This is a genomic window from Cellulomonas sp. plas2 (assembly GCF_057221735.1).
On the sequence record NZ_CM170155.1, the window covers coordinates 508,867 to 534,285 of the forward strand.

The following is a 25,419-nucleotide window of genomic DNA, read 5'->3' on the forward strand; positions in this document are numbered from 1 at the left end:
TTCCACGCTCCGGACGACGACGGCGCCGCCCGGGTCCCGGCGCCGCCGGGGCGCAGGGCGGCCCGAGGAGCGGAGGCCAGGACGCGATGGCAGCATCGGCGGCGACGACGATCCATCCCCGTGTCCATCCTCATGTCCATCCCCGTGTCCATCCCAGGGTCGGAGGGCCCATCGTATGAGCGTGCTCGCCACGGCCGCCGCCTCCGGCGGGGCGGAGCTCACCGGGCTCACCGGGTGGGTGGTCTCGGTCATCGAGTCGATCGGGCCCGTGGGCGTCGGGCTGCTCGTCGCCCTCGAGAACGCCTTCCCGCCCATCCCGTCCGAGGTGGTCCTGCCTGTCGCGGGGTACGTCGCCAGCACCGGGCAGATGTCGCTGGCGTGGGCGATCGTCGGGGCCACGCTCGGGTCGCTGGCCGGCGCCTGGCTGCTCTACGGAATGGGCCGCGGGGTGGGCGTCGCCCGGCTGCGGCGGTGGATCGACCGGATGCCGCTCGTCGACGTGGAGGACCTCGAGCGGTCCGAGGCGTGGTTCCGGCACTGGGGCGTGTGGGCGGTGCTCGTCGGGCGGTGCGTGCCCGTGGTGCGCAGCCTCGTGTCGCTGCCGGCGGGGCTCGAGCGGATGGGGTGGCTGGCGTTCACGCTGCTCACGGCGCTGGGCTCGACGGTCTGGAACGCCGGGCTCATCGTCGCCGGGTACGCGCTGGGCAGCCAGTGGCAGGACGTCGGGCACTACAGCGACTACATCAACTACGCCGTCTACGCGGCGATCGTGTTCTTCGTCGGGAAGTTCGTCTGGACCCGCGTCCGCCGGTCCCGGCGCCAGCGCGCCGAGGCGGGCCGGGACCGCGCGCACGCCTGACACGCTCCACCGAGGTTTGCCAGGAAACGCTTCCCCAGCCAGGATGAGGCCTGGCGCCGGAGCCCCCGCGCCGCCTCGAGAGGGGAGCGGGATGCGCCCGAGGACGTCCGGCCGGCCGCAGATCACCGACGTGGCCGCCGCGGCCGGGGTCTCGCCCGCCACGGTCTCGCGCGTGATGAACGGCAACACGACGGTGGCCGCCGCCCTCGTCGAGCGGGTGCACGCCGCGGCGGCGGAGCTGGGCTACGTCGCCAGCCCCATCGCGCGCAGCCTCGTCCTCGGCCGCACCCAGACCGTCTCCGTCGTCGTCCCCGACATGGCCAACCCCACGTTCCAGGAGACGCTGCGGGGCATCACGCGGGCCGCGGCCCAGCAGCGCCACCGCGTGCTCATCGCCGACTCCGCCGAGGACGTGACGGCGGAGGTCGAGCTGGCGCGCGAGGCGCGGCGGCACACCGACGCGCTCGTCCTGTGCGCCCCGCGCATGCCCGACGAACAGCTCGCGGCGCTCGTCCCCTCGCTCGCGCCGCTGGTCCTCACGCACCGACGCCCGGGCACCGGCGTGCCCACCGCCACGGCCGACTACCGCGCCGGGATGGTGGACCTCGGCGAGCACCTCCTCGGCCTCGGGCACCGGCGGCTGCTCTACCTGGCGGGCCCGGCGTCGAGCACGAACAACCGGCTGCGCCTCGACGGCATCGACGCCGTCCGCACCGCTCACCCGGAGGTGGAGGTCGTCGTCCGAACTGGGGGCGTGAGCTTCGAGGACGGCTACGCCGCCGCGGCCGCCGTCCGCGAGTCGGGCGCCACCGCCGTCATGGCCTTCAACGACCTCGTCGCCATGGGCCTGCTCGGCGCGCTGCAGGAGGCCGGCGTCGACGTGCCCGAGCAGGTGTCGGTGACCGGCTTCGACGACATCCCGCTGGCCCGGTGGACGACGCCGAGCCTGACGACGGCGTCCGTGGCGAACGTCGAGCTGGGGGCGCTGGCGTGGGCCCGGCTCGCGGCGCTCCTCGCCGGGCAGGACCCCGACGAGGACGTCCTGCTCACGCCGGCCGTGACCGTGCGCAGCAGCACCGGACCGGCCCCGCGGTGAGCGTCGCGCTGCCGCCCGACCCGCTCGCCGGCTACGAGGACTGGCCGGGCTGGGCCCGCTCGACGCCGCCCCGCACGACCGGCGACGCCCGGCAGGACGCGCTCGCGGCGGTCCTCGGCGTCCGCGCCCTGCCGGCCGGGCCGCCCGCGGTCGAGGTCCTGGCGACACGCACCACGCCGGACGGCCTGCGCCTGGCGGAGCTGGTGTGGTCCACCGGCGTCGGCCCGCGCACCCACGGCTGGCTCGTGCGTCCCGACGACGACGCCGCCCGCCCGGGTGTCCTCGCGTTGCACTGCCACGGCGGCGTGAAGTCCGTGGGCGGCGCGCAGCTCGTCGAGCTCGGGGACGACGCCCCGGCCGGCGCGGTCAGGCTGCAGCGAGACCTCTACGGCGGGCGCGGGCCGGCGCACGCGCTGGCGCGGGCGGGGTGCGCCGTCCTCGCGCCCGACGCGTTCTGCTGGGGCAGCCGCCGGTTCCCGCTCACCGAGCGCAGCGCGCGGCTCGCCGGCGGGGTCGCGGCGCTCGAGGCGCGGTGGGCGGCGGAGGGCCACGACCCCGACGACGACCAGCGCTACGACGCGGTGTCCGGGCTGCACGAGGACACCGTCGCGAAGGCCGCAGGGGTGTTGGGCACGAGCCTCGCCGGGATGGTCGCGCGCGACGACCTCGTCGCCCTGGACGTCCTGGCCGCGCTGCCGGGCGTCGACGCCGGGCGCCTGGGGGCGTTCGGGTTCTCCGGCGGCGGCGGCCGCTCGGTGCTGCTCGCGGCCCTCGACGAGCGCGTCCGCGCGCACGTGGTCACCGGGATGATGGCGACCTTCGCGTCGCTGGTGCCGCGCTACCTCGACACCCACTCCTGGCTGCTCATGAGCCCGGGGCTGTGGGGCCTCTTCGAGTGGCCGGACCTGCTGCCGCCGCTCCCGGGCCGCTCCCTGCTGGTGCAGTACGGGCGGCAGGACGCGCTGTTCCCGCTCGATGGGCAGCGCGCCGCCGACGAGCGCCTCGCCGCCGCATGGGCCGGGACCGGCCGCTACACCGGCGCGTGGTGGGACCGCCCGCACGTCTTCGACGCACCGATGCAGGACGAGGCGTTCGCCTTCCTGGCCGGGGCGCTCGGCGCGGGGACGCCGGCATGAGCGGTGACGCCGGCGTGGGCGTGGACGCCCCTGCGGTGGAGGCCCTGGTCGTGGACGGCGTGCCCGTCGCGCGAGCGGCGGCTGTTCCGCGAGCTCGCCCTGCCGTCGGCGACCGCGGGCACGGACGACCAGCTCTCACCCCGGGGGGTGACACGCCGCCCGGGAGCCCCCGCGCGGGCGCCGGGCGGTGCAGGCTGTGCGCGGACCGGTCGACGCCCCGCGAGCGACGGCCCCGATAGGAGAGGACACGCGTGGCGCACTTCGACCTCCCGCTGGCGGAGCTCGAGCAGTACCGGCCCCGGATCGACGAGCCCGACGGGCTCGACGCCTTCTGGGAGCGGACCCTGGCCGAGACCCGGGAGTTCCCGCTCGACCTGCAGCTCACCGAGGTGGAGAACCACCTCGCGCTGGTGACGACGTACGACGTCACCTACAGCGGCTTCGGCGGCACCCGGGTCAAGGCCTGGTTGCACGTGCCGGCAGGCGCCGCGGGGCCGCTGCCGGCCGTCGTGGAGTTCCTCGGCTACAGCGGCGGGCGCGGGCTGCCGCACCAGCACATGAGCTACGCGCTGGCCGGCTACGCCCACCTCGTCATGGACACCCGCGGGCAGGGCTGGGGCTGGCGGGCCGGGGACACCCCCGACGACGTGCCGACGACGACCGCGGGCGCCGTCCCCGGGTCGATGACGCGCGGCATCGAGTCGCCGGAGACGTACTTCTACCGGCGCGTGTTCGCCGACGCCGTGCGGGCCGTGGACGCCGCGATGGCGGCACCGCTCGTCGACCCGGCACGCGTCGCCGTGGCCGGCGGGAGCCAGGGCGGCGGCATCGCCATCGCCGCCGCCGCGCTGCACCCGCAGGTCGCCGCCGCGCTCGTCGACGTGCCGTTCCTCTGCCACTTCCCGCGGGCCCTGACGCTCACCGACAACGACCCCTACCACGAGGTCGTGCGGTTCCTGGCCCGGTACCACGAGGCCGAGGAGGCCGTCATGCGGACGCTCGCGCACGTGGACGGCGCCGTCCTCGCCGCGCGCGCGACCGCACCGACGCTGTTCTCCGTGGCGCTGATGGACGCCACGTGCCCGCCGTCGACCGTCTTCGCCGCCTTCAACCGCTGGGGCGGGCAGGACAAGCGCATCGCCGTCTACCCCTTCAACCAGCACGAGGGCGGCGACGAGCACCACCAGGTGCGCAAGTACGCCTGGCTGGCCGAGCGGCTGCGGCCCACCGCCGTCTGAGGGGTCCCACCCGCCGCACCGCACGCCGCCCCGGCCCGGCTTACGGTGGGAGCGGGCGTCCGCCGTGCGGCCGCCCGCCCCCACCCGTCCTGCACCCAGGAGAGCTGTGCGTACCGTCAACGCCATCGCGGCCCCGTCCGCGACCGAGCCGCTCGCCCCGACGACCATCGAGCGTCGCGACGTCGGCCCGAAGGACGTCCTCATCGAGATCCGCTACGCGGGGATCTGCCACTCCGACATCCACACCGTGCGCGGCGAGTGGGGCCCGGTGCCCTACCCGCTGGTGGTCGGCCACGAGATCGTCGGCGTCGTCGCCGAGGTCGGGGCCGAGGTGACGCGTCACGCCGTCGGCGACCGGGTCGGCGTCGGCTGCATGGTGAACTCCTGCCGCGAGTGCGACAGCTGCCGCGCCGGCGAGGAGCAGTACTGCCTGAACGGCAACACGGGCACCTACGCCGCGACCGACCGCGACGGGACCGTCACCCAGGGCGGCTACTCCACGCACGTGGTCGTCGACGAGGACTTCGTCCTGCGCGTCCCCGAGGCGATCCCGTACGAGGGTGCCGCGCCCCTGCTCTGCGCGGGCATCACCACCTACTCGCCGCTCGCGCACTGGGGGGCCGGGCCCGGCAAGAAGGTCGCGGTGGTCGGGCTGGGCGGCCTGGGCCACATGGCCGTCAAGATCGCGCACGCCATGGGTGCCGAGGTGACCGTGCTGTCGCAGACGCTGTCGAAGAAGGACGACGGGCTCCGCCTCGGCGCCGACCACTACTTCGCGACCGGTGACCCGTCGACGTTCGAGGTGCTCGAGAACCGCTTCGACCTCATCGTCAACACGGCGAGCGCCGTCGTCGACCTCGACGCCTACCTGTCCCTGCTCACGCTGGACGGCACGATGGTGAACGTCGGCGCCCCGCCCGAGGCGCTGCCCGTGCACGTCTTCACGCTGTTCGGCAACCGGCGCTCGCTGGCCGGGTCGAGCATCGGTGGCATCCGGGAGACGCAGGAGATGCTCGACTTCTGCGCCGAGCACGGCCTGGCCGCCGACGTCGAGGTGATCGGGGCCGACGCCGTGAACGAGGCGTACGAGCGCGTCCTGCGGTCCGACGTGCGCTACCGGTTCGTCATCGACGTGCCGACGCTGGCCTGACCCGCCCGCGCGACAGCTCCCGACGAGGGCCGCGGCAGGTCAGCCCGTGAGCAGGCACAGGCCCGTGCGGTGGCCCAGCAGCCAGGCGGCCCTCGTCGGCGCCCAGGCCACCGCGGTGCGTCCCGCCGCGCGGTCGGCGTCGCCGAGCCGGCAGGACGCGGCCACGGCGCGGGCCGCCTCGGCCTGCCCCGGCCAGGCGGCCCCGGGGGCGAACGCGTAGGTCGAGACGGCCTCCGCCGCGTGCGGCTCGTCGCAGGGAACGAGCCGCACGCGGCGCACGGCCCCGTCGGGCGCGAGCCCGGCCAGGCAGTGCCCCGGGACGACCTGCGCGGGATGGGCGTCCCGCGGTCCGTCCAGGGCGGTCGGGAGGTCGCGCAGCCCGGCCAGCGTCACGGCCAGCACGACGACGGCGACCACGGCCAGCAGGGTCTCGACCGCCCCGACGACGAGGGCCGTCACCGCCAGCCGTCGGCCGCGGATGCCACGGTCCCGCACCCGTCGGAGCGCCAGCGCGCCCACCGCGACGGCGACGGGCCCGAGCAGCAGCACGGCGGCCACCGCCGCGGCGACGGCCAGGGGCTCGCGCCGCGGCCGCTCGGGCTCCCAGCCGGGTGCGCGGTAGGTCTCCGGCCAGGCGGGCGCGCCGCTCAGGTGGTGCTCCCGGGCAGGGTGCCGAGGTCGCCGGCCACGGCCGAGCCCTGCAGGTCCATGCCCTCGGCGAGCAGCAGGCAGTAGGCCTGCCGACCGCCGGACTCCCACTCGTCGGGGTGCGGGAAGTACACCTCCGCCCAGGCCCGGTGGCCCTGGACGCCGGGCGCTGCTCCGTCGATCTCGTCCTCGCAGGCGGTCAGCAGGTCCTCGTAGACCGGGTCGTAGTCCTCCAGCGAGAGTGCCACCGGGGCCTCCATGGGCATGAGGCTGACCACCTCCGCGTCGTGGGAGATGGCGCAGTCCACCGTGCGCACGTCGCCGAGGTCCCACTCGACGAAGTCGCCGTGGAGGCACGCGCCGGGCTGCAGGTCCGTCCGCAGGGTGTAGTCGGGCAGCGAGTCCTCGGCCGCCGCGCCGTCCCAGGGTGCGCCGGTGAAGCCGTCGTCCTGCGCCGGGCCGGAGGTCCGGGCGGCGAACACGACCGCGGCCACGATGCCGGCGGCGACGAGCAGCAGCACCACGAAGCCCGAGACGATGCCGGCGACCGCCAAGCCGCGCCCGCGGGTGCCGCGCCGCCGCGTCCGCCCGAGGGCGACGAACCCGAGCACGACGCCGACGACCGACGTGAGGCCGAACGTCACCAGCCCGACGAGGCTCGTGACGAGCGACCCGATGGCCAACCCGTCCACCGGTGGCGGGGATGCCCAGGGCTGCGCGGCGTAGGGCGGCGGGGCCCCGAAGGTCGATCCCCCGGAGGCGGGGGCGCCGTACGCGGGGGCGCCGTAGGTCGGGCCGCCGTGCGCCGGGCCGCCGGCGGCGGGAGCGCCGTACGCGGGACCGGACGGCTGGCCGGGGTACGGGGACCCGGCGGCGTAGCCGGGTCCGCCGCCGTACGTCGGGCCGCCGGCGTAGGTCGGGCCGCTGGCGTAGGTCGGGCCGCCGGCGTAGCTAGGGCCGCCCGCGTACCCGGGCCCGCCCCCGGGGGTGGCCTCGTAGCCGCTCGGCGGCGGCGGCACGGGCGCGCCTCCGGAGGCCGCACCGACCGGCTGCGGCCCACCGCCCGTGCCCGATCCCGTGCCCGCCCCGCCCTCGGGCGGCGGGGCGAAGGGATTGTCGCGTCCGACGCTTTCGTCCTGCTCCACACCGCGAACGTAGCGGGCGTCGTCGCACCGGCCCAGCGACCGGTGCGGACCTCACCCGCGGCCCGCGCCGACGTCACCCGGGTGGGCGCGTCGGCGCGGGCGGGGGGACCCGTCAGGACGCGACCGCGGCGGCCGCCTCCTCCAACCACTCCTCGGTCACCGGCGACCCGGGGAAGCGGGCCAGCCGACGCATCGGGATGGCGCGCATCATCTGCCCGGTCTCCGGGTGGTCCAGCATGGCGCCGTGACCCGTCCCGGCGAGGGCCGTCCGCAGACGGTCCCCGAGGACGGGGTGCGCCAGCCACTGCTCGGCGGTGGAGTCCGCCCCGACGGGCAGCACGACGGGCTCGGCGGCCAGCTCGACCGTGCCGCGCAGCCGGACGTCCCGCGACGACGCGCCCACGAGCACGGCGAACGTCCCCGGCTCGACGGTCCAGCGACGCAGCACGGGGTGCCAGAAGGCGAACGCGCGCGCGTCGAGCTCGAGCTCGACCCGGGCCGAGGCGCCCGGCTCGAGGGCCACCTTGGCGAACCCCTTGAGCTCCTGCTCCGGCCGGAACACGCTGGCCTGCTCGTCCGCGACGTACACCTGCACGACCTCCGCCCCGGCGCGCGCGCCGGTGTTGGTCACCGTGAGGGACACCCGGACCTGCGGCTGCGCGCCGTCGACCACGACCGTCGTCGTCAGGTCGGCGTACGCGAAGGTCGTGTAGCTCAGGCCGTGCCCGAAGGGGTAGGCCACCGGCAGCGCGTGCGCGTCGTACCAGCGGTAGCCGATGAGGAGGCCCTCGCCGTAGCGGACCGTCTCCCCGTCGCCGGGGAAGTTGCCGAGGGCGGGGTTGTCGACGAGGCCGACCGGCATGGTCTCGGCCAGCTTCCCCGACGGGTTGACCGCACCGTCAGCACGTCGGCGACGGCCCCGCCGCCGGCCTGGCCGAGCAGCCACGACTCGACGAGGGCGTGCGCGTGGTGCTGCCACGGCTCGACCTCGACGACGGACCCGTTGGTCAGGACGACGACCACGCGCTCGGCCACCGCGGCGACGGCCTCCAGCACGGCGACCTGCTGGGGCGGCAGGTGCATGTGGTCGCGGTCGTAGCCCTCCGACTCGTAGGCGTCGGGCAGGCCGAGGAAGACCACGGCGACCGCGGCGTCCCGGGCGGCGGCGACGGCCTCGTCGAGCAGGGCCCGCGCCTCGTCGGCGGGGGTCTCGTCGGAGAGCGTGAAGCCGGGCGCGAAGCGCACCTCCCGGCCCGTCACCTGCTCGCGCAGCGCGGAGAGGGCGTCGTCGAGCCGCGTGGGCGTCACCTGCGAGCTGCCGCCGCCGCCGAAGCGCGGGGAACGGGCGAACTCGCCGACGACGGCCACCGCGCCGCCCGCGGCCGGGTCGAGCGGCAGCGTGGCGTCGGTGTTCTTCAGCAGCACGACGGAGGCGGCCGCCGCCTCGCGGGCCAGGGTGTGGTGGGCGGCCTCGTCGTACGTCTGGCCGGGGGCCAGCGCGGCCTGCGAGCGCGAGACGAGCTCCAGCACGCGGGTCACCGCGCGGTCGACCTCGGCCTCCGTGAGGGTCCCGGCCTCCAGGGCCCGGTGCACCGCGGCGGCACCGACGCCGCCGGAGGACGGCATCTCGAGGTCGAGGCCCGCGGCCACGGCGCGGTCTCGGTCGTAGACGGCGCCCAGTCGGAGACGACGAGCCCCTCGAACCCCCACTCGTCGCGCAGCACCGTGGTCAGCAGCCAGGGGTCCTGCGAGGCGTAGACGCCGTTGATGCGGTTGTAGGAGCACATGACGGTCCACGGCTGCGAGCGTGTCACCACGGTCTCGAACGCCGGCAGGTAGATCTCGCGCAGGGTGCGCTCGTCGACCTCGGCGGAGACCGACATCCGGTCGGTCTCCTGGTTGTTGGCGGCGACGTGCTTGAGCGAGGTGCCCACGCCGTGCGCCTGCACGCCGTCGACGAGGGCGGCGGCGAGGTGCCCGGCGAGGAACGGGTCCTCCGAGAAGTACTCGAAGTTCCGCCCGCACAGCGGGGAGCGCTTCATGTTGACGCCCGGCCCGAGCACGACGGACACGCCGAGGGCGCGCGCCTCCTCCGCCAGCGCCCGCCCGACGCGGCCGAGCAGCGCCACGTCCCACGACGACGCGGTGGCGGCCGCCGGCGGGAAGGCGACGGCCGGCGCGGCCTCCAGCCCGCCGAGGTGGTCGCCCTTCTCGTGCTGGGCGCGCAGGCCGTGCGGGCCGTCCGCGACCATGACCGTCCCGATGCCCAGGCGCTCGACGGCCAGCGTGCGCCAGAAGTCGGAGCCGTCGAGCAGGGACACCTTCTCCTCGAGCGTCAGCCGGGCGAGCAGGTCGGGGACGTCGAGGGGGGCGCCCGTGGTCGTGGGGGGTGTGGTCGTGGTGGTCATGCGGGTCCTCCGGTGGTGCGTGCGGGTGCGAGGTGCGGGCTGGACGGACGGGGTCGCGGCGCTCAGCGGGCGCCGCGGATGAACATCGTGCTGAGGGCGCCGAGGGCCACGATGACGGCGCCGGCGACGAACAGCGCGGCGTAGTTGTCCGCCGCGCCGGCACCGATGCCCAGGAAGACGGGTGCGACGGCGGGCGCGATGGACTGCGGCAGGGCGTTGGCGATGTTGAACACGCCCATGTTCTTGGCGGCCTCCGTGTCCCGGTTCGGCAGGACGTCGGTGACGAGGGCCAGGTCGACGGCGAAGTACGCGCCGAGGCCGAGGCCGAACAGCGCGGCGCCGACGTAGAGCAGCTCCGGCGCCTGCGCCACGGCGAAGACGACGAGCCCGGCCGCGGCGAGGACGGTGGACACGACGACGAACACCTTGCGCCGGCCCGTGCGGTCCGAGGCGGCGCCGCCGGCGGCCGCGGCGACGAAGAGCAGGAGGGCCTGCACCACCATGAGGCGCAGCTGCCAGGACAGGGCCGTGGCGGTGTCGAAGCCGAAGCGCTCGAGCAGGTAGTAGACCTGGAAGGCGTTGTAGCTGGCGAACCCGAAGAGCAGCAGGAACCGGCCGGTGAACGCCCAGGCGAAGTCCGGGTGGCGCCGCGGGCTGATCCAGAAGCCCCGCAGGAACGCGCCGAGGCGGAAGGGCCCGACGGTCGACCGGTCGAGCACGCGGTCGCGCAGGGTCGCGGTCAGCCAGAGGACGCCCGCCAGCCCGATGACGGTGGGCAGCAGGAACATCCACGTGCTGGCCGCACCCGCGGACGTCAGCGCGAAGGCCAGCGCGATGCCGACGAGCGGCGCCACGTTCTGGGCGATGCCGAGCCACCCGGAGACGCGGGCGCGCTGGGCCTCGTCGACCTGGTCCGGCAGGAGCGCCTGGAGCGCGGCCTGCGTGCCGTTGAAGGCCGCCTGCGCGAGCGCCCACCCCACGACGACCACCGCGATGCTCGGCGCGAAGGCGATGACCGCGATGCCGACCGAGCCGAGCACGCCGCCCCACAGCAGCCAGGGGCGCCGCATGCCGAGGCGGGACGTGGTGCGGTCGGACAGCGCCCCGGCCAGCGGGTTGGCGACGAAGGCGAAGAAGGCGCCGACGCCGGTGACGAGCGCGAGGTCCGCGGCACGGGTCGCCTCGCCCGACAACCGGTAGCGGAGCCGCAGGTCACGACGGTGCCGCGCTAGGGTGACGCGCATGAGCCTGCCCGCCACGGACGACGGGGCCGCCGTGGCCGACGGGGCCGCCGGTCCCGCACCCGGCCCCGCACCCGGTCCCGCACCCCGCCGGCGTCGGACCGCCCCCGACGGCGCGAAGGGCCGCGCCCGTCGCCGGGACGTCATCGCGGCCGCCACCGAGCTCTACGGGGAGGTCGGCTACCGCAGCGCGTCGCTGCGCGAGGTGGCCGCCCGCGCGGGGCTGTCGCACCCGGGCCTGCTGCACCACTTCGGCACGAAGGAGGCGCTCCTCCTGGCCGTGCTGGAGCAGCGCGACGAGGACGACACGGTCGCCTTCGTCGAGGGGCGCCGGGGCGTGGCGGCCCTGGCCGGCATGGTCGACATCGTCGAGCGCAACACCCACCGGCCGGCGATCGTCGAGCTGTTCTGCGTCCTGTCCGCCGAGGCGACGGCGCCGGACCACCCGGCGCACGACTGGTTCCGCCGGCGGTACGAGACCGTGCTCGCCTTCGCCGCCGACGCCTACCGCGCGGCGGCCGAGGACGGCCACCTGCGGGCGGGCGTCGAGCCGGAGGACGCCGCGCGCCGCCTCGTCGCCCTCATGGACGGCCTGCAGGTGCAGTTCCTGTACGACCGCGCGGGCACCGACATGGTGGCGCGGCTGCGCGACGAGCTGCGTGCGGAGCTCACCGTCCCGCTGCCCTGACGGGTCACGCCGGGTCGGCCACCTCCAGCAGCACCGGCGCGTGGTCCGAGGCGCCCTTGCCCTTGCGCTCGTCGCGGTCGATCCGCACGCCGGTGACGCGTGCGGCCAGCGCGGGCGAGGCGTAGGCGAGGTCGATCCGCATGCCCTCGCGCCGCGCGAAGCGCAGGTGCTGGTAGTCCCAGTAGGTGAAGGTGTGCGGCTCCGGCAGGTGCACCCGCGTCTGCTCCTGCAGCCCCAGCGCGTCCAGCGCCGCGAGGGCCGCGCGCTCCGGCCCGGACACGTGCGTGCGCCCGACGAAGACCTCCGGGTCCCACACGTCGTCGTCGAGCGGCGCGATGTTCCAGTCCCCGACGAGGGCCAGCGGCAGGTCCGGGTCCGCCGCGAGCCAGCCCGCCGCCGCGTCCCGCAGCCGAGCCAGCCAGTCGAGCTTGTACGCGTAGTGCGGATCGGTCAGCTCGCGGCCGTTGGGGACGTACAGGCTCCAGACGCGCAGGCCGCCGCAGGTCGCGCCGAGCGCGCGCGCCTCCGCCGCGGGCGGCTCGCCCCACCCGGGCTGGCCGGGGAAGCCGTCGGCCACGTCGTCGAGCCCGACGCGGGACACCAGTGCGACGCCGTTCCACTGGCTCGTGCCCAGCGCGGCCACCCGGTAGCCGCGCTCCTCGAACGCCGCGGCCGGGAACTGCTCGGCCGTGCACTTCGTCTCCTGCAGGGCCAGCACGTCGAGGTCGTGCCGCTCGAGCAGCGCGAGCGCGCGGTCCAGCCGCGCGCGCACGGAGTTGATGTTCCACGTCGCCAGTCGCACGCCCGGCACCGTAGCCCTCAGCGCGGGTCCGTAGGGTGGGCGGCATGGGTACCGCACTCGTCACCGGCGCGAGCGCCGGCCTCGGGCTGGAGTTCGCCTGGCAGCTCGCCACGGCCCGGCACGACCTCGTCCTCGTCGCGCGCGACGCCGAGCGCCTGACCCGGCTCGCGCGGCAGCTCGAGGCGGCCGCCGGGGTGCACGCCGAGGTGCTCGTCGCGGACCTCGCGACGCGGGAGGGGGTCGACCGCGTCGCCGAGCGGCTGCGGTCCGACGAGCGACCGGTCGGCCTGCTGGTCAACAACGCCGGCCACGGGCTGGGCCAGCGGTTCGTCGGGGGCGACCTGGCGAAGGAGGAGCAGGCCCTGGACGTCATGGTGCGCGCCGTCCTCGTGCTGTCGCACGCGGCGGCGGGGGCCATGGTGGCGCGCGGGCGCGGCGCGGTCCTCAACGTCGCGTCCGTGGCGGCGCTGCTGGCCGGCGGCACGTACTCGGCGCACAAGGCCTGGGTCCGCACCTTCACGGAGGGGCTGGCGGTCGAGCTGGCGGGGACCGGCGTGACCGCCACCGCGCTGTGCCCGGGGCTGACGCACACCGAGTTCCACGCGCGGGAGGGGCTCGACGTCAGCTCCCTGCCCGAGGTGGCGTGGCTCGACGCGGAGGACGTGGTGGCGCGGGCGCTCGCGGACGTGCGACGCGGGCTCGTCGTGTCGACGCCGAGCCTGCGGTACCAGGCTCTGTCGGCGGCGCTGCGCGTGACGCCGCGCTGGGTGGTCCGGGCGGTCGGGCGGCGCCGGCTGGGGCTGCGCCGCTAGCCTGCGGGCGTGACGACCTCGACCGCCGCCTCCCCGCGCGAGCAGCTCCGCGCGCTCATCGCCGAGCTCGCCGTGGTGCGCGGCCGCGTGACGCTGTCCTCCGGCCGCGAGGCCGACTACTACGTGGACCTGCGGCGCGTGACGCTGCACCACCGCGCGGCGCCGCTCGTCGGGCACGTGCTGCTGGACCACCTCGAGGAGGTCGGGCTGGGCACCGCGGAGGTCGACGCCGTGGGCGGGCTGACGCTCGGCGCCGACCCCGTGGCCACGGCGCTGCTGCACGCCGCCGCCTCCCGCGGGCAGGACCTGGACGCGTTCGTCGTGCGCAAGGAGGCCAAGGCCCACGGGATGCAGCGCCGCATCGAGGGCCCGGACGTCGCCGGTCGGCGCGTCGTCGTCCTGGAGGACACCTCCACGACGGGCGCGTCCCCCATCGCCGCGGTCGAGGCGGCGCGGGAGGCGGGCGCCGAGGTGCTCGGCGTGGCGGTCGTGGTCGACCGGGCGACGGGTGCCAAGGAGAAGATCGAGGCGCTGGGCGTGCCCTACCACCACCTGTTCGACCTGGCGGACCTCGGCCTGGTGTAGTGCGCCTCAGACGTAGGCGGTGACCTCGGCGATCGACGGGAGGATCTCCGTCGGGCGGATGGGGTAGCGCTCGACGTCATCGCGCCGGGTGGAGCCGGTCAGGACGAGGAACGTCTGCAGCCCTGCCTCGAGGCCGGCCAGGACGTCGGTGTCCATGCGGTCGCCGACCATCGCGGCCGTCTCGGAGTGCGCGTCGATCCGGTTGAGCGCCGAGCGGATCATCATGGGGTTCGGCTTGCCCACGAAGTACGGCTTGCGGCCCGTGGCGGCGGTGATCATCGCGGCCACGGCGCCGGTCGCCGGCAGGTCGCCGTCGGCGGACGGGCCCGTCACGTCGGGGTTCGTCGCGATGAAGCGGGCGCCGTTCTGGATGAGCCGGATCGCCTGCGTGATGGCCTCGAAGGAGTACGTCCGCGTCTCGCCCAGGACGACGAACTCCGGACGCGCGGCCGTGAGCGTGTAGCCCGCGTCGTACATCGCGGTGGTCAGGCCGGCCTCGCCGACGACGTAGGCGCTGCCGCCGGGCACCTGGTCGGACAGGAACCGCGCGGTCGCCAGCGCCGAGGTCCACAGGGACTCCTCGGGCACGTCGAGGCCGGCCGCCGCGAGCCGCGCCGACAGGTCCCGCGGCGTGAAGATGGAGTTGTTCGTGAGGATGAGGAAGGGCCGTTCCTTCTCCCGCAGCGCCGCGATGAACTCCGCGGCGCCGGGCAGCGCGACGCCCTCGTGCATGAGGACGCCGTCCATGTCGGACAGCCAGGCCGCGACGGGTCGCACGGAGGTCACCGCAGCGTCCCGTCGACGGCCTCGGCGGCCGGGCCGAGCGGGGCCTCGGCCAGCGCGGCGGCCGCGGCGGCGGCCTCCCGGCGCCGGTCGCGGCGGGCGCGCAGGATCTCCACGGCCATCGGCACCAGCGAGGCGAGGACGACGAGGACCAGCAGCGCCTCGATGTTCTCCTTCACGAACGGGATGGTGCCCAGCGCGAAGCCCAGCAGCGTCACGCCCACGCCCCACAGGAGCGCGCCGAGCGCGTTCCACGTGACGAAGTGCCGGTAGGACATCCGCCCGACCCCGGCCGCGACCGGCGCGTAGGTCCGCACGAAGGGCACGAACCGCGCCACGACGATGGTCCGCCCGCCGTACTTCTCGAAGTAGGCGTACGTCTGGTCGATGTACGCGCGCTTGAAGAACCGCGAGTCCGGCCGGTCGAAGACCCTCGGGCCGAGCGTCCGCCCGATGAGGTAGGCGACCTGGTCCCCCGCGAAGGCGGCGACGAACAGCAGCACGCACAGCAGCCAGATGGGGAAGTCGAGCTGCTCCTGCGCCACCAGCGCGCCCGCGGTGAACAGCAGCGAGTCGCCCGGCAGGAACGGGAACAGCAGCCCGGTCTCGATGAAGACCACGGCGACGATGCCGATGATGGCGGCCGTCCCGAAGGAGGAGATGAGGTTGTCGGGGTCGAGGAAGCCGGGCCCGAGGGCGGGGACGGCGGCGCTCGTGAGGCCGGCCAGGGCGGTCGTCAGCATGGTCCCCGAGGGTACGGGCCGGACACGTGCGCGCGGTGTGGACGTGATGGGGATCGCGTGAGGACGTGGGCCACGATGGGCCCGTGACGACGATCGGGACGCCGGGGACGGCGGGGGCCACGCGGGTGCTGCTGCTGGGCGCGGGGGAGCTGGGCAAGGAGGTCGCCCTCGAGCTGCAGCGCCTCGGCGTGGAGGTCGTCGCCGTCGACCGCTACGCCGGGGCGCCGGCCATGCAGGTCGCGCACCGCGCCCGGGTGGTGGACATGCTGGACCCGGTCGCGCTGCGCGCCGTGCTCGACGAGGAGCGCCCCGACGTGGTCGTCCCCGAGATCGAGGCCATCGCCACGGCGGTGCTGGCCGAGGTCGAGGCCGCGGGCGTCCGCGTGGTGCCCACGGCCCGGGCGACGCGCCTGACGATGGACCGCGAGGGCATCCGGCGGCTGGCGGCCGAGACGCTGGGGCTGCCGACCTCGCCCTACCGGTTCGTGGACTCGCCGGAGGGGCTCGCCGACGCCGTGGCGGCCCTGGGGCTGCCGTGCGTGGTCAAGCCGGTCATGTCCTCGTCGGGCAAGGGGCAGTCCGTGGTCCGCACGCCCGACGACCTGGCCGGCGCGTGGGAGGCGGCGCAGTCCGGCGGTCGGGCCGGGGCGGGCGGCGGAGCGGCGGTGCGGGTGATCGTCGAGGGTTTCGTGGAGTTCGACTCCGAGATCACGCTGCTCACGGTGCGGCACGCCGGCGGCACGTCGTTCTGCGACCCCGTCGGGCACGTGCAGGTGGACGGGGACTACCGCGAGTCGTGGCAGCCGGCGGCCCTGCCCGCGGCGGCGCTGGCCGAGGCGCAGCGGGTGGCCGTCGCCGTGACCGACACGCTCGGGGGCTGGGGGCTCTTCGGCGTCGAGCTGTTCGTCGTGGGGGAGCGGGTGCTCTTCAGCGAGGTGTCACCGCGGCCGCACGACACGGGGCTGGTCACGCTCGTCTCGCAGGACCTGTCGGAGTTCGCGCTGCACGCGCGGGCGGTGCTGGGGCTGCCGGCGGGCGAGGTGCTGCGGCTGGGCGCCGGTGACGGCCAGGGGGCGGCGGCGTCGTGCGCGGTGCTGGCGGAGGGGCACGGGGTCCCGCGGTTCGAGGGGGTCGACGCGGCGCTCGCCGTGCCGACCGCGCAGGTGCGGCTGTTCGGCAAGCCGGTGGTGGCAGGGCACCGCCGCGTGGCGGTCACCCTCGCGCGCGGCGCGGACGTCGACGAGGCCCGGGCGCGGGCGCGCGAGGCGGCCGCGCGCCTCGTCGTGCACCTCGACCCGGCGTGAGCGGCACGGGCGGGGGGACGGACGAGCCTCGGGTCGGCGTCGAGGTCGGCGTCGGGCCCTGGCCCGGGGGCCCAGACGCCTGGCCCGACGACCCGCGCCTCGACCCGGTCCTGCTGGCCGAGGGGGACCGGCGCAACGTCGTCGACCGCTACCGGTACTGGACGGTGGAGGCGGTGGTGGCCGACCTCGACCGGAGCCGGCACCCCTTCCACGTCGCCGTGGAGAACTGGCAGCACGACCTCAACATCGGCTCGGTGGTCCGCACGGCCAACGAGTTCAACGCGGCCGGGGTGCACGTGGTGGGCCGGCGGCGGTGGAACCGCCGCGGCGCCATGGTGACCGACCGCTACCTGCACGTGCACCACCACGCGACGGTGGCCGACCTCCTGTCGTGGGCGCGCACGGGCGGGCCGGGGGGCGCGCCGCTGCCGGTGCTGGGCCTGGACAACGTGCCGGGGTCGGTGCCGCTGGAGGGCCGGGCGCTGCCGCGCGCGTGCGTCCTGCTGCTCGGGCAGGAGTCCGCGGGCCTGTCCGCGGAGGCCGTCGCGGGCGCGGACGCCGTGCTCCGGATCGCGCAGTACGGCTCCACGCGCTCGCTGAACGCGGGCGCGGCCGCCGCGATCGCGATGCACGCCTGGGTCGTGCAGCACGCGGGACCGCCGCCGGCCTAGGCGCCCGACCGCCGCGCATGCCGGCTCAGCGGGCGTGCATCTCCCGCTCCTCGCCCGACGACCACTGGGCGACGAGCAGCGTGGCGTCGTCCTGGAGCCGACCCTCCTGGTGGCGGAGCACGGCGTGCACCACCTGCCGGAGCGTCTCGGGGGCGGGCTCGCCGTTGGCCGCCGACCGCGCGAGCTGGTCGACGAGCCGGTCCACGCCGAAGAAGGTGCCGTCGGGTCCGCGCGCCTCGGTGATCCCGTCGGTGTGCAGGACCAGCCAGTCGTCCGGCTGCAGCCACTCCTCGGCCACCTCCAGCTCCCCGTGGCCCAGCCCGAGGACGATGCGGCGGCCGCCCTCCAGGCGCTTGACCACCTTGCGGTCGCGCATGAGCAGCGGGGCCGGGTGGCCGGCGTTGACGTACCGCAGGCGCCCGGTGGGCAGGTCGAGCTCGGCGAGGACGGCGGTCACGAACGTCTCGCCGTGCCACTGCTCCTGCAGGGCCTCCTCGATCCCCGTGACGGTCTCGTACAACGTCCGGCCCTCGCGGCGCGCGTTGCGCAGGGCGGCGACCGCGACCGAGACCGCCAGCGTCGCCTGCAGGTCGTGGCCGGCCGCGTCCAGCACCGCCAGGTAGGCCGTCCGGTCCTGCACGGCATAGTCGAGGCGTCCGCGGCGACCTCGTAGCAGGGCTCCAGCAGCCCGGACACGACGAGCCCTGGGCACCCGAAGGTCAGGGGTGGCAGGAGCCCCGACAGCAGCTCGGTGGCCACGGACCGGTGCCGGCGGCGCCCGACGACGTGCAGGGTGTCCCCGTAGGCGTCCTTCGCGGCGAGCAGGTGCCCGACGAGGTGCGCGAGCAGGGCGGCCCGGTCGCGGACGTCCGCGTCGTCGGGGGAGACGCCCGCCGCCAGCTCGTACTGGACCACCCCGAACCGGTGGACCCCGTCGAGCAGGGGGAGCCACAGCACGGGCGGCTCGCCGGGCACGGGTACGGGGGTGACCCGGCGGAAGGCCCGCCCGGCGAGCGTGCCGTCGATTCCCACCGGCTCCGCGGGCGGCAGCTCCGTGGTCGGCACGGGCACGAGCAGGCGCTGCTCGAAGTCGGTCACCCACAGCCGCGCCCGCCAGCCGAGCAGCCGCGCCGCGTCGTCGGCCACCCGCGCGACGTCGTCGGGGGTGGCGAGGTGGACCTCGTCGAGGAACGTGCGCAGCACCCGCAGGGTGAGGGTGTCGTCGCTCGTCATCCCGCCACCGTACGGAGGACGCGGTCGCGCCATCCGCCGGGGCGGCGGGACCTCCGGTGCGCGCTACCCGGCGGACGCGCCGCGCAGCGCGTCGACCTCGACCTCGACCCCGAGCGGCAGCACGACGACGGCGGCGCGGTGGCCGACGACGACCCGGTGCTCCCCCGCCGCCCGGGCGTGCTGCGCCCGCAGGGCGGCCCCCCGCACGCGCACCCGTCCCTCGTCGTCCCGGTCCCAGCTCACCCGGACCTCCACGCCCGGCCGGGCGACGAGGCCCCGCACCGTGCCGGCGCGCAGCGCGGCCGGCACCGCGGGCAGCAGCTCGACCTCCCCGCGGTGCGACTGCAGGAGCGCCTCGGCCAGGGCGGCGGTGACGCCGAGGTTGCCGTCGAGCTGGAACGGCGGGTGCGCCGCGAGCAGGTCCGGGTAGAGCCCGCCGCTCGTGCCGCCGCGGTCCGTCGTCATGTCGCGCAGCACGAGGCGCAGGAGACGGTCGACCGCCGCCGGCTGCCGCAGGCGGGCCCGCAGCGCCAGCTTCCACGCCAGCGACCAGCCCGTCGCCTCGTCGCCGCGCTCGTCGAGGAACCGCTCCGCCGCGGCCAGCCACGCCGGACCCGGGAGCTCCGTGGGGCTGCCGGGGAACAGGTCCACCAGCGGGGACAGGTGCCGGTGGTGCGGGTCGACCTGCTCGTGGTCGCCGGCCCACTCCGCGAGGGCCCCGGACCGGCCGGCGGCGGGCCGGCGCAGCGCGGGCAGGACCGCGCGCGCACGGCGCACGACGGGGTCGTCGTCGGACGTCCCGCGCCGGTCGGCCTCCCGCACGACGAGCTGCAGGTGGCCGCGCACGAGGTCGAGGTCGACCGCGGACGAGGCGGCGACGGAGGCGACCCGACCGTCGGCGGTGCGCAGGTCGTTCTCCGGCGAGGTGGACGGGTTGGTGCCCCACAGCCCGTCGGCGTCGCGCACCAGCAGGTCCAGGGCGAAGGCGGCGGCCCCGCGCAGCACGTCCGCCATGTCGTCGAGGAGGGCGTCGTCGGGAGCGAAGGAGGCGTGGTCCGCCACGTGCCGCACGAGCCACAACCCCGCCAGGGGCCACGCCGCCCACTTGGGGTCGTGGCGCCCGTGGCCGGTGGGCAGCGTGTACGCCCAGGCGTCGCTGTTGTGGTGGGCCGCCCAGCCGCCGGCGCCGTACAGGCGGCGGGCGGTGCGCGCTCCGGTGACCGCCATCGCCCGGACGAGGTCCAGCAGCGGCTCCTCCGTCTCGGCGAGGTTCGTCGGGCCCGCCGGCCAGTACGCCATCTGGACGTTGATGTTCGTCGTGTAGTTCGAGCTCCACGGCGGCTGCAGCTCCCGGTTCCAGATGCCCTGCAGGGTGGCGGGCAGCGTGCCGGGGCGCGAGGAGCAGATCAGCAGGTAGCGCCCGAGGTGGAAGAGGGTCGCGAGCAGCGTCGGGTCCTGCGCGGGGTCGGCCCCGTCGGGACCGTTCACGGCCAGCAGCCGCTCCGCGGTGTCGCCGCCGGTGACGGCGTCGTCGAGCGTGAGCTCGGCCCGGCCGTAGAGCGCGTCGTGGTCGTGGAGCTGGGAGCGGCGGACCGCGGGGACCCCGGCCGCCAGCGCGGCGTCGACCCGGTCGCGGGCTGTGGCCGCCGCGTCCCGGGCGTCGCCGCGCGGCGTCTGCAGGGGGCCGGCGGAGGTGGTGGCCGTGGCCAGGACGACGACGAGCCGCGTGGCGCCGGCGACGACGAGGCGGCCGTCGTCGTCGCGCCGCGCGGTGCCGTCGTGCTGCAGGCGGGCGACGAGGGCGCCGCGCAGGGAGGCGCCGGGGCGGTCGTCGTAGCGGACCGGGTCGGGCACGTCGTCGTGCGTCGGCGCCACGTCGGCGGGCAGCTGGAGGTGGAGCACGAGCCCGTCCGCGCCGTCCGTCGCCCCCAGCACGCGCAGCGGGCTGGACACGGACAGGCGCACGTCCTGCGGCGCGCGGGTGGCCACCTCGTGGACGAGCACGCGGTGGGGGGCGCTCACCCAGGTGCGGTGCGCGACGGCGGGGTCGTCGGCGGGTCCCTCGGCGGTCAGGTGCGTGGCGGTGCGCAGGTCGAGGGTCCGTCGCACGGCGGGACCCGGCGTCAGGCTCTCCGGCGCACCCAGCACCTCGACGACGAGGTCGGCGAACGGCAGGTAGGCCTGGCTGTGGCGGTGCTGCAGGGCGCGCAGCGCGTCCGTCGCGGCGACGAGGTCACCGGCGTCGACCAGCGCCCGCGTGCGCGCCAGGACCGCCGCGGCCTCGTCGGGCGTGGGCAGCCCGGGCTCGTCCTGGGACGCGGGGCTGCCGGACCACGCGGTGTCGTCGTTGAGCGCGAGCGTCAGGTGGCGCGCGTCGCCGAGCACCATGGCACCCAGGGACCCGTTGCCGAGGGGGAAGGCCTCCTCGAAGGCCCGCGCGGGGAAGGTGTGGACCAGCACGTGCGGCCCGGCCGGCAGCGGCGGCAGGTCCAGCGGGCTGACGTCGGCGTCGGCGGTCACGGGCAGCACGCTACGACGGCCCGACCGCTGGGCAGGACGTCCCGGTCATCTCCGCACGGGACGTGCCAGACTCGGGGGCAGACCGGTCGGCGGACCGCCGCGCCGGAGCCACCCCCACCACCGACACGCAGGAGATGCCCGCGATGCCCATCGCCACCCCCGAGGTCTACGCCGAGATGATCGACCGCGCCAAGGCCGGCTCGTTCGCCTACCCGGCGGTCAACATCACCTCGTCGCAGACCGTCACGGCCGCCATCCAGGGCTTCGCCGAGGCCGAGTCGGACGGCATCATCCAGGTCTCCGTGGGCGGTGCCGAGTACGCCTCCGGCTCGACGATCAAGAACCGCGTGTCCGGCTCCCTCGCGCTCGCGGCCTACGCGACCGAGGTGGCGAAGAACTACGGCGTCACGATCGCGCTGCACACCGACCACTGCGTGAAGAAGAACCTGGACTCGTGGGTGCGCCCGCTGCTGGCGCTCGAGGCCGAGCAGGTCAAGCGCGGCGAGAACCCGACGTTCCAGTCGCACATGTTCGACGGCTCGGACATCCCGCTGGACGAGAACCTCGTCATCGCCGCGGAGCTCCTCGAGCTGTCCCAGGCCGCCCGGACGATCCTCGAGATCGAGGTCGGCGTCGTCGGCGGCGAGGAGGACGGCCACGAGGCCGCGATCAACGACAAGCTGTACACGACGGCCGAGGACGGCCTGGCGACGGTCAAGGCCCTCGGCGCCGGTGAGAAGGGCCGCTACCTGACGGCGCTCACCTTCGGCAACGTGCACGGCGTGTACAAGCCGGGTGCGGTCAAGCTGCGCCCGTCGATCCTCGCGGACATCCAGAAGGCCGTCGGCGCCGAGATCGGCAAGGAGAACCCGTTCGACCTCGTCTTCCACGGCGGGTCCGGCTCCACTGCGGAGGAGATCGGCGAGGCCGTCGACAACGGCGTCATCAAGATGAACATCGACACCGACACGCAGTACGCGTTCACGCGTCCGGTCGTCACGCACATGTTCCAGAACTACGACGGCGTGCTGAAGATCGACGGCGAGGTCGGCAACAAGAAGGCCTACGACCCGCGCGCCTGGGGCAAGCTGGCCGAGGCCGGCATGGCGCAGCGCATCGTCGAGGCGTGCCAGCAGCTCCGCTCGGCGGGCCAGAAGATCGGCTGACCACCGCCGCTCGCTCGACGACGGAAGCCCGGTCCCCCGAGGGGGACCGGGCTTCCGGCGTGCGTGGCGTCGGTCAGCCGACGGGCGAGCTCTCCGCGCCGCTGGTCGGCTCGTCGACGACGTCGAGCAGCTCGCCGATCTTCGTGACGTCGAGGAGGAACCGCACCGTCGGCGGGACGCGCAGCAGGCGCACGCGGTGCTTGCTGCGCATGGAGAGGCGCGCGAGGAACGCGACGCCGGAGGAGTCCATGAAGGTGACGTGGTGGGCGTCCACCTCGACGGGGAGGCCGCGCTCCTCCGCCTCGGCCGTGGCCTCGCCCAGCTCGGGGCTGAGGTCCGCGTCGATCTCGCCCGACAGGACGATGACCGTCCGGTCCTGCTCGGTGATGACGTGCACCGACCCCGGCTCACCCACCGTGACGTCCGAGCCGTCCGGTGCGCCGTTCCCCGGCTGCGTGCTGCTGTCTGACATGACGTCCGTTCCGTGGGGCTCTGTGCGGGGCTCTGTGCGGGGCTCTGTGCCGGGCTCTGTGCCGGGCTCTGTGCCGGGCTCTGTGCGGGTGCGTGGCGGTGGTGCCTGCGTGGAAACCTACGGGATCACGGGTGGGGCCGGTCAACACCCGCGGGTGCGGCGTCGGCCTGCGGCGCGACGACGTCCTCCTCGACGGGCGTCCCCCCGGGCGGCGTCCCGTCGTCGGGCGTCTCGGGGCAGCGGTGCTGCGTGTCGAGCCGGAACATGTCGAGCACGCCGCAGATCTCGAGCACGAAGAGGTCCCGCGCCGCGGCGCCGCGCAGCACGGTGGCGGCCCCGCGCCGCCGGCCGCCGTCCGCCAGGGAGATGAGGAACGCGGCTCCGGTGGAGTCGAGGAACGTCACACCGCACATGTCGACGACGAGGAGCTGACGCCGCAGGGACCCGACGCGGGCCGTCACCTCGGGGAACTGGTCGCGCTGGCCGAGGTCGAGGTCTCCGGTGACCGTCAGCGTCGTCGTCGTCGGCGACGTCGAGATCTGGATCACGCGCACGTCCCGGGCTCGGCAGGGCCGGGACGTCAGGGAGGGCCCGGCGCCGGCGGTCGGGCCTCCGGCGCCCGTCAGCGTACGAGCGGCCCCCGGGGTCCGCACGTGCAGGGGCGCCGCCCGGGGCGGCGTCACCCCTGCGCGGTACGGGAGCGGCGTCTCCCGTCCGCAGTACCGTCGCACCCATGAGCCACGACAACCTCCTGGGCGGTCCCGCGCCCACGCTCCTGCCCGCCGAAGGACCTGACGCGACGGCCCGCGCGGCGCTGGCCGCGGGCGACGACGCCCGTGCCGCCGCCCGGACGGCGCCCTCGGCGAGCCTGCCGTGGGCGCTGCTGGCCGAGCAGGCCCTGGCCACGGACGCCGTGGCCGCCTACGCCTTCGCCCGCACCGGCTACCACCGCGGGCTGGACGCCCTGCGCCGCGCAGGCTGGCGCGGCCAGGGCCCCGTGCCCGCCGCCCACGAGCCCAACCAGGGTTTTCTGCGCGCCCTGCTGGCGCTCGCGCAGGCCGCCGAGGCCATCGGCGAGGACGACGAGGCGACCCGTTGCCGGACGTTCCTCGTCGACAGCGGCACGAGCGCGGACGAGGTGATGGCCCTGCGCGACTGACGGGCCGGGGCCCAGCCGGCGGAGGCCCAGGACGCCGACGGGCCGTTCGGTAGCATGGCTGGGCGCGGGGGCGAGCACGCCCCCGCTGCCCGGGACCAGCGGCGTGACGCCGCCCGCGAGGGCAGGACGCGCAGACGCGAGACCATCCGCAGACCCGGAAGTGGTGAGGACATGCCCGCCGTCGTGGTGCTCGGCGCCCAGTGGGGCGACGAGGGCAAGGGCAAGGCGACCGACCAGCTCGGCGATCGCACCGACTACGTCGTGAAGTTCAACGGCGGCAACAACGCCGGGCACACGGTCGTCATCGGCGGCGAGAAGTACGCCCTGCACCTGCTGCCGTCGGGGATCCTGTCGCCCGGGGTCGTGCCCGTCATCGGCAACGGCGTCGTCATCGACCTCGAGGTGCTGTTCTCCGAGGTCGACGCGCTGGAGGCCCGCGGGGTCGCCACCGACCGGCTCGTCGTGTCGTCGGCCGCGCACGTCATCGCGCCCTACCACCGCACGCTGGACAAGGTCACCGAGCGGTTCCTCGGCAAGCGCCGCATCGGCACGACGGGCCGCGGGATCGGCCCGGCCTACGCGGACAAGATCAACCGCGTCGGGGTGCGGATCCAGGACCTGTTCGACGAGAACATCCTGCGGCAGAAGGTCGAGGGCGCCCTCGACCAGAAGAACCACCTGCTGCTCAAGGTCTACAACCGCCGCGCCATCACCGTCGAGGAGACGGTCGAGGACCTGCTGCGGCACGCCGAGCGGCTGCGCCCGCACGTCGCCGACACCCCGCTCCTGCTCAACGGCGCGCTCGACGAGGGGAAGACGCTCGTCTTCGAGGCCGGGCAGGCGACGATGCTCGACATCGACCACGGGACCTACCCGTTCGTGACGTCCTCGTCGGCCACGGCCGGCGGTGCCTGCACGGGGTCGGGGATCGGCCCGACGCGGATCGACCGCGTCGTCGGCGTCGCCAAGGCGTACACCACGCGCGTCGGTGAGGGCCCGTACCCGACCGAGCTGTTCGACGACGACGGCGAGTGGCTGCGCAGCACCGGCGGCGAGTACGGCACGACGACCGGCCGCCCCCGGCGCACCGGCTGGTACGACGCGGTGGTCGCCCGGTACGCCAGCCGGATCAACGGCCTGACGGACCTCGTCGTCACGAAGCTCGACGTGCTCACGGGCCGCGACCGCATCCCCGTGGCGGTCGCGTACGACGTCGACGGCCGCCGCGTCGACGAGATGCCCGACGACCAGTCCGACTTCCACCACGCGAAGCCGGTCTACGAGCACCTCGACGGCTGGAGCGAGGACATCAGCGGCGCCCGCGAGTTCGACGACCTGCCGAAGGCGGCCCAGCGCTACCTCCTCGAGCTCGAGCAGATGTCCGGCACGCGCATCTCCTCGATCGGCGTCGGACCCGGGCGCGAGGCCACGATCGTCCGGCACGAGCTGCTCTAGCGATCAGCCGCGGGGGGCGCCCCGCTGCACGACGACCGCCGTCAGGTCGGTGTCCGCCCAGGTGGTGTGCTGCTCGCCGACGACCCACGTCCGGGACGTCGACAC

At 75.6% G+C, this 25,419-nt stretch carries 26 protein-coding genes; 13 read left to right on the top strand and 13 right to left on the bottom strand.

What is annotated here, in order from left to right; genetic code table 11:
• The first annotated feature begins 175 nt into the window (after positions 1-175).
• The 5 genes from AC2TDM_RS02240 to AC2TDM_RS02260 all read left to right on the top strand — a co-directional run bounded on the left by AC2TDM_RS02240 (position 176) and on the right by AC2TDM_RS02260 (position 5,479).
• Positions 176-859, top strand: coding sequence for a DedA family protein (locus AC2TDM_RS02240; RefSeq protein WP_484635700.1), 684 nt, complete (start codon positions 176-178; stop codon positions 857-859).
• 91 nt (positions 860-950) lie between these two features.
• Positions 951-1,955, top strand: coding sequence for a LacI family DNA-binding transcriptional regulator (locus tag AC2TDM_RS02245; protein ID WP_090033069.1), 1,005 nt, complete (start codon positions 951-953; stop codon positions 1,953-1,955).
• Entirely contained in the window at positions 1,952-3,091 is a 1,140-nt protein-coding gene (locus AC2TDM_RS02250) for a dienelactone hydrolase family protein (RefSeq protein ID WP_484635701.1), read from the top strand. The genes AC2TDM_RS02245 and AC2TDM_RS02250 overlap by 4 nt, the downstream gene beginning before the upstream one ends.
• Before the next feature lie 251 nt (positions 3,092-3,342).
• On the top strand, positions 3,343-4,329 hold the full coding sequence (locus AC2TDM_RS02255; protein WP_090033073.1) for an acetylxylan esterase: 987 nt from the start codon (positions 3,343-3,345) through the stop codon (positions 4,327-4,329).
• Positions 4,330-4,435: 106 nt separating this feature from the next.
• A complete protein-coding gene (locus AC2TDM_RS02260) occupies positions 4,436-5,479 on the top strand; it encodes an NAD(P)-dependent alcohol dehydrogenase (protein ID WP_484635702.1) in 1,044 nt (347 codons plus the stop codon).
• Positions 5,480-5,518: 39 nt separating this feature from the next.
• On the opposite strand, the gene AC2TDM_RS02265 is transcribed toward AC2TDM_RS02260, so the two are convergent.
• From AC2TDM_RS02265 to AC2TDM_RS02290, 6 genes are all read right to left on the bottom strand, one after another.
• Positions 5,519-6,028, bottom strand: coding sequence for a DUF4190 domain-containing protein (locus AC2TDM_RS02265; RefSeq protein ID WP_484635703.1), 510 nt, complete (start codon positions 6,026-6,028; stop codon positions 5,519-5,521).
• 98 nt (positions 6,029-6,126) lie between these two features.
• A complete protein-coding gene (locus AC2TDM_RS02270) occupies positions 6,127-7,146 on the bottom strand; it encodes a DUF4190 domain-containing protein (protein WP_484635704.1) in 1,020 nt (339 codons plus the stop codon).
• A gap of 238 nt (positions 7,147-7,384) precedes the next feature.
• Positions 7,385-8,014 carry a fibronectin type III-like domain-contianing protein gene (locus tag AC2TDM_RS02275; RefSeq protein WP_308439483.1) on the bottom strand — a complete coding sequence of 210 codons (630 nt, stop codon included), beginning with the start codon at positions 8,012-8,014 and terminating at the stop codon, positions 7,385-7,387.
• Positions 7,987-8,922, bottom strand: a complete 936-nt coding sequence (locus AC2TDM_RS02280; RefSeq protein ID WP_484635705.1) for a glycoside hydrolase family 3 protein — start codon at positions 8,920-8,922, stop codon at positions 7,987-7,989. The genes AC2TDM_RS02275 and AC2TDM_RS02280 overlap by 28 nt, the downstream gene beginning before the upstream one ends.
• Positions 8,808-9,680 (bottom strand): glycoside hydrolase family 3 N-terminal domain-containing protein, encoded by an 873-nt coding sequence (locus AC2TDM_RS02285; RefSeq protein WP_484635706.1) that lies wholly within the window; start codon positions 9,678-9,680, stop codon positions 8,808-8,810. The genes AC2TDM_RS02280 and AC2TDM_RS02285 overlap by 115 nt, the downstream gene beginning before the upstream one ends.
• Before the next feature lie 62 nt (positions 9,681-9,742).
• The gene (locus AC2TDM_RS02290; protein WP_175499506.1) at positions 9,743-10,924 is read right to left on the bottom strand and encodes an MFS transporter; all 1,182 of its coding nucleotides are present in this window, start codon (positions 10,922-10,924) and stop codon (positions 9,743-9,745) included.
• Between AC2TDM_RS02290 and AC2TDM_RS02295 the strand changes: the two genes are divergently transcribed.
• Positions 10,923-11,609: a TetR/AcrR family transcriptional regulator gene (locus AC2TDM_RS02295; protein WP_090033220.1), complete on the top strand. Its 687-nt coding sequence runs from the start codon at positions 10,923-10,925 to the stop codon at positions 11,607-11,609. The genes AC2TDM_RS02290 and AC2TDM_RS02295 overlap by 2 nt on opposite strands.
• A 4-nt stretch (positions 11,610-11,613) precedes the next feature.
• Here AC2TDM_RS02295 and AC2TDM_RS02300 read toward each other — a convergent pair whose 3' ends face one another.
• Complete coding sequence (locus AC2TDM_RS02300; protein ID WP_090033222.1) at positions 11,614-12,411, bottom strand: exodeoxyribonuclease III; 798 nt, start codon at positions 12,409-12,411, stop codon at positions 11,614-11,616.
• Between the two features lie 44 nt (positions 12,412-12,455).
• Here AC2TDM_RS02300 and AC2TDM_RS02305 point away from each other — a divergent pair, with 44 nt between their 5' ends.
• Together AC2TDM_RS02305 and pyrE are read left to right on the top strand one after the other, a co-directional pair.
• Positions 12,456-13,223 carry an SDR family NAD(P)-dependent oxidoreductase gene (locus AC2TDM_RS02305; RefSeq protein ID WP_090033223.1) on the top strand — a complete coding sequence of 256 codons (768 nt, stop codon included), beginning with the start codon at positions 12,456-12,458 and terminating at the stop codon, positions 13,221-13,223.
• 9 nt (positions 13,224-13,232) lie between these two features.
• A complete protein-coding gene (pyrE, locus tag AC2TDM_RS02310) occupies positions 13,233-13,808 on the top strand; it encodes an orotate phosphoribosyltransferase (RefSeq protein WP_090033081.1) in 576 nt (191 codons plus the stop codon).
• Between the two features lie 6 nt (positions 13,809-13,814).
• Here pyrE and AC2TDM_RS02315 read toward each other — a convergent pair whose 3' ends face one another.
• Both AC2TDM_RS02315 and AC2TDM_RS02320 read right to left on the bottom strand, forming a co-directional pair.
• Positions 13,815-14,555 carry an HAD-IIA family hydrolase gene (locus tag AC2TDM_RS02315; protein WP_484636373.1) on the bottom strand — a complete coding sequence of 247 codons (741 nt, stop codon included), beginning with the start codon at positions 14,553-14,555 and terminating at the stop codon, positions 13,815-13,817.
• 35 nt (positions 14,556-14,590) lie between these two features.
• Positions 14,591-15,334 (bottom strand): VTT domain-containing protein, encoded by a 744-nt coding sequence (locus AC2TDM_RS02320; protein ID WP_484635707.1) that lies wholly within the window; start codon positions 15,332-15,334, stop codon positions 14,591-14,593.
• 83 nt (positions 15,335-15,417) lie between these two features.
• Between AC2TDM_RS02320 and purT the strand changes: the two genes are divergently transcribed.
• Both purT and AC2TDM_RS02330 read left to right on the top strand, forming a co-directional pair.
• The gene (gene purT, locus AC2TDM_RS02325; protein WP_484635708.1) at positions 15,418-16,638 is read left to right on the top strand and encodes a formate-dependent phosphoribosylglycinamide formyltransferase; all 1,221 of its coding nucleotides are present in this window, start codon (positions 15,418-15,420) and stop codon (positions 16,636-16,638) included.
• A complete protein-coding gene (locus tag AC2TDM_RS02330) occupies positions 16,635-17,309 on the top strand; it encodes a TrmH family RNA methyltransferase (protein ID WP_484635709.1) in 675 nt (224 codons plus the stop codon). The genes purT and AC2TDM_RS02330 overlap by 4 nt, the downstream gene beginning before the upstream one ends.
• A 25-nt stretch (positions 17,310-17,334) precedes the next feature.
• Here the strand turns inward: AC2TDM_RS02330 and AC2TDM_RS02335 are convergent, their stop codons facing one another.
• Both AC2TDM_RS02335 and AC2TDM_RS02340 read right to left on the bottom strand, forming a co-directional pair.
• Positions 17,335-17,949, bottom strand: coding sequence for a PP2C family protein-serine/threonine phosphatase (locus tag AC2TDM_RS02335; RefSeq protein WP_484635710.1), 615 nt, complete (start codon positions 17,947-17,949; stop codon positions 17,335-17,337).
• 656 nt (positions 17,950-18,605) lie between these two features.
• Positions 18,606-21,062 carry a glycosyl hydrolase family 95 catalytic domain-containing protein gene (locus AC2TDM_RS02340; RefSeq protein WP_484635711.1) on the bottom strand — a complete coding sequence of 819 codons (2,457 nt, stop codon included), beginning with the start codon at positions 21,060-21,062 and terminating at the stop codon, positions 18,606-18,608.
• A 143-nt stretch (positions 21,063-21,205) separates the two neighbouring features.
• On the opposite strand from AC2TDM_RS02340, the gene fbaA reads away from it, so the two are divergent.
• Positions 21,206-22,228, top strand: a complete 1,023-nt coding sequence (fbaA, locus tag AC2TDM_RS02345) for a class II fructose-bisphosphate aldolase (RefSeq protein ID WP_484635712.1) — start codon at positions 21,206-21,208, stop codon at positions 22,226-22,228.
• A 73-nt stretch (positions 22,229-22,301) separates the two neighbouring features.
• Here fbaA and AC2TDM_RS02350 read toward each other — a convergent pair whose 3' ends face one another.
• Positions 22,302-22,700, bottom strand: a complete 399-nt coding sequence (locus tag AC2TDM_RS02350) for an STAS domain-containing protein (protein WP_484635713.1) — start codon at positions 22,698-22,700, stop codon at positions 22,302-22,304.
• A gap of 125 nt (positions 22,701-22,825) precedes the next feature.
• Positions 22,826-23,248, bottom strand: a complete 423-nt coding sequence (locus AC2TDM_RS02355; protein WP_090033231.1) for an STAS domain-containing protein — start codon at positions 23,246-23,248, stop codon at positions 22,826-22,828.
• 185 nt (positions 23,249-23,433) lie between these two features.
• Between AC2TDM_RS02355 and AC2TDM_RS02360 the strand changes: the two genes are divergently transcribed.
• Together AC2TDM_RS02360 and AC2TDM_RS02365 are read left to right on the top strand one after the other, a co-directional pair.
• Positions 23,434-23,859: a DUF3151 domain-containing protein gene (locus AC2TDM_RS02360; RefSeq protein ID WP_484635714.1), complete on the top strand. Its 426-nt coding sequence runs from the start codon at positions 23,434-23,436 to the stop codon at positions 23,857-23,859.
• 171 nt (positions 23,860-24,030) lie between these two features.
• Positions 24,031-25,314 (top strand): adenylosuccinate synthase, encoded by a 1,284-nt coding sequence (locus AC2TDM_RS02365; protein ID WP_484635715.1) that lies wholly within the window; start codon positions 24,031-24,033, stop codon positions 25,312-25,314.
• The last annotated feature ends 105 nt before the right edge of the window (positions 25,315-25,419 follow it).

Bases quoted from the DNA above. Each gene is read 5' to 3' on its own strand.
- AC2TDM_RS02240 (WP_484635700.1), top strand. From the start codon at position 176: ATGAGCGTGCTCGCCACGGCCGCCGCCTCCGGCGGGGCGGAGCTCACC.
- AC2TDM_RS02290 (WP_175499506.1), bottom strand. From the start codon at position 10,924: ATGCGCGTCACCCTAGCGCGGCACCGTCGTGACCTGCGGCTCCGCTAC.
- fbaA (WP_484635712.1), top strand. From the start codon at position 21,206: ATGCCCATCGCCACCCCCGAGGTCTACGCCGAGATGATCGACCGCGCC.
- AC2TDM_RS02245 (WP_090033069.1), top strand. From the start codon at position 951: ATGCGCCCGAGGACGTCCGGCCGGCCGCAGATCACCGACGTGGCCGCC.
- AC2TDM_RS02350 (WP_484635713.1), bottom strand. From the start codon at position 22,700: ATGTCAGACAGCAGCACGCAGCCGGGGAACGGCGCACCGGACGGCTCG.
- AC2TDM_RS02295 (WP_090033220.1), top strand. From the start codon at position 10,923: ATGAGCCTGCCCGCCACGGACGACGGGGCCGCCGTGGCCGACGGGGCC.
- AC2TDM_RS02360 (WP_484635714.1), top strand. From the start codon at position 23,434: ATGAGCCACGACAACCTCCTGGGCGGTCCCGCGCCCACGCTCCTGCCC.
- AC2TDM_RS02315 (WP_484636373.1), bottom strand. From the start codon at position 14,555: ATGGACGGCGTCCTCATGCACGAGGGCGTCGCGCTGCCCGGCGCCGCG.
- AC2TDM_RS02365 (WP_484635715.1), top strand. From the start codon at position 24,031: ATGCCCGCCGTCGTGGTGCTCGGCGCCCAGTGGGGCGACGAGGGCAAG.
- AC2TDM_RS02305 (WP_090033223.1), top strand. From the start codon at position 12,456: ATGGGTACCGCACTCGTCACCGGCGCGAGCGCCGGCCTCGGGCTGGAG.
- AC2TDM_RS02285 (WP_484635706.1), bottom strand. From the start codon at position 9,680: ATGACCACCACGACCACACCCCCCACGACCACGGGCGCCCCCCTCGAC.
- AC2TDM_RS02320 (WP_484635707.1), bottom strand. From the start codon at position 15,334: ATGCTGACGACCGCCCTGGCCGGCCTCACGAGCGCCGCCGTCCCCGCC.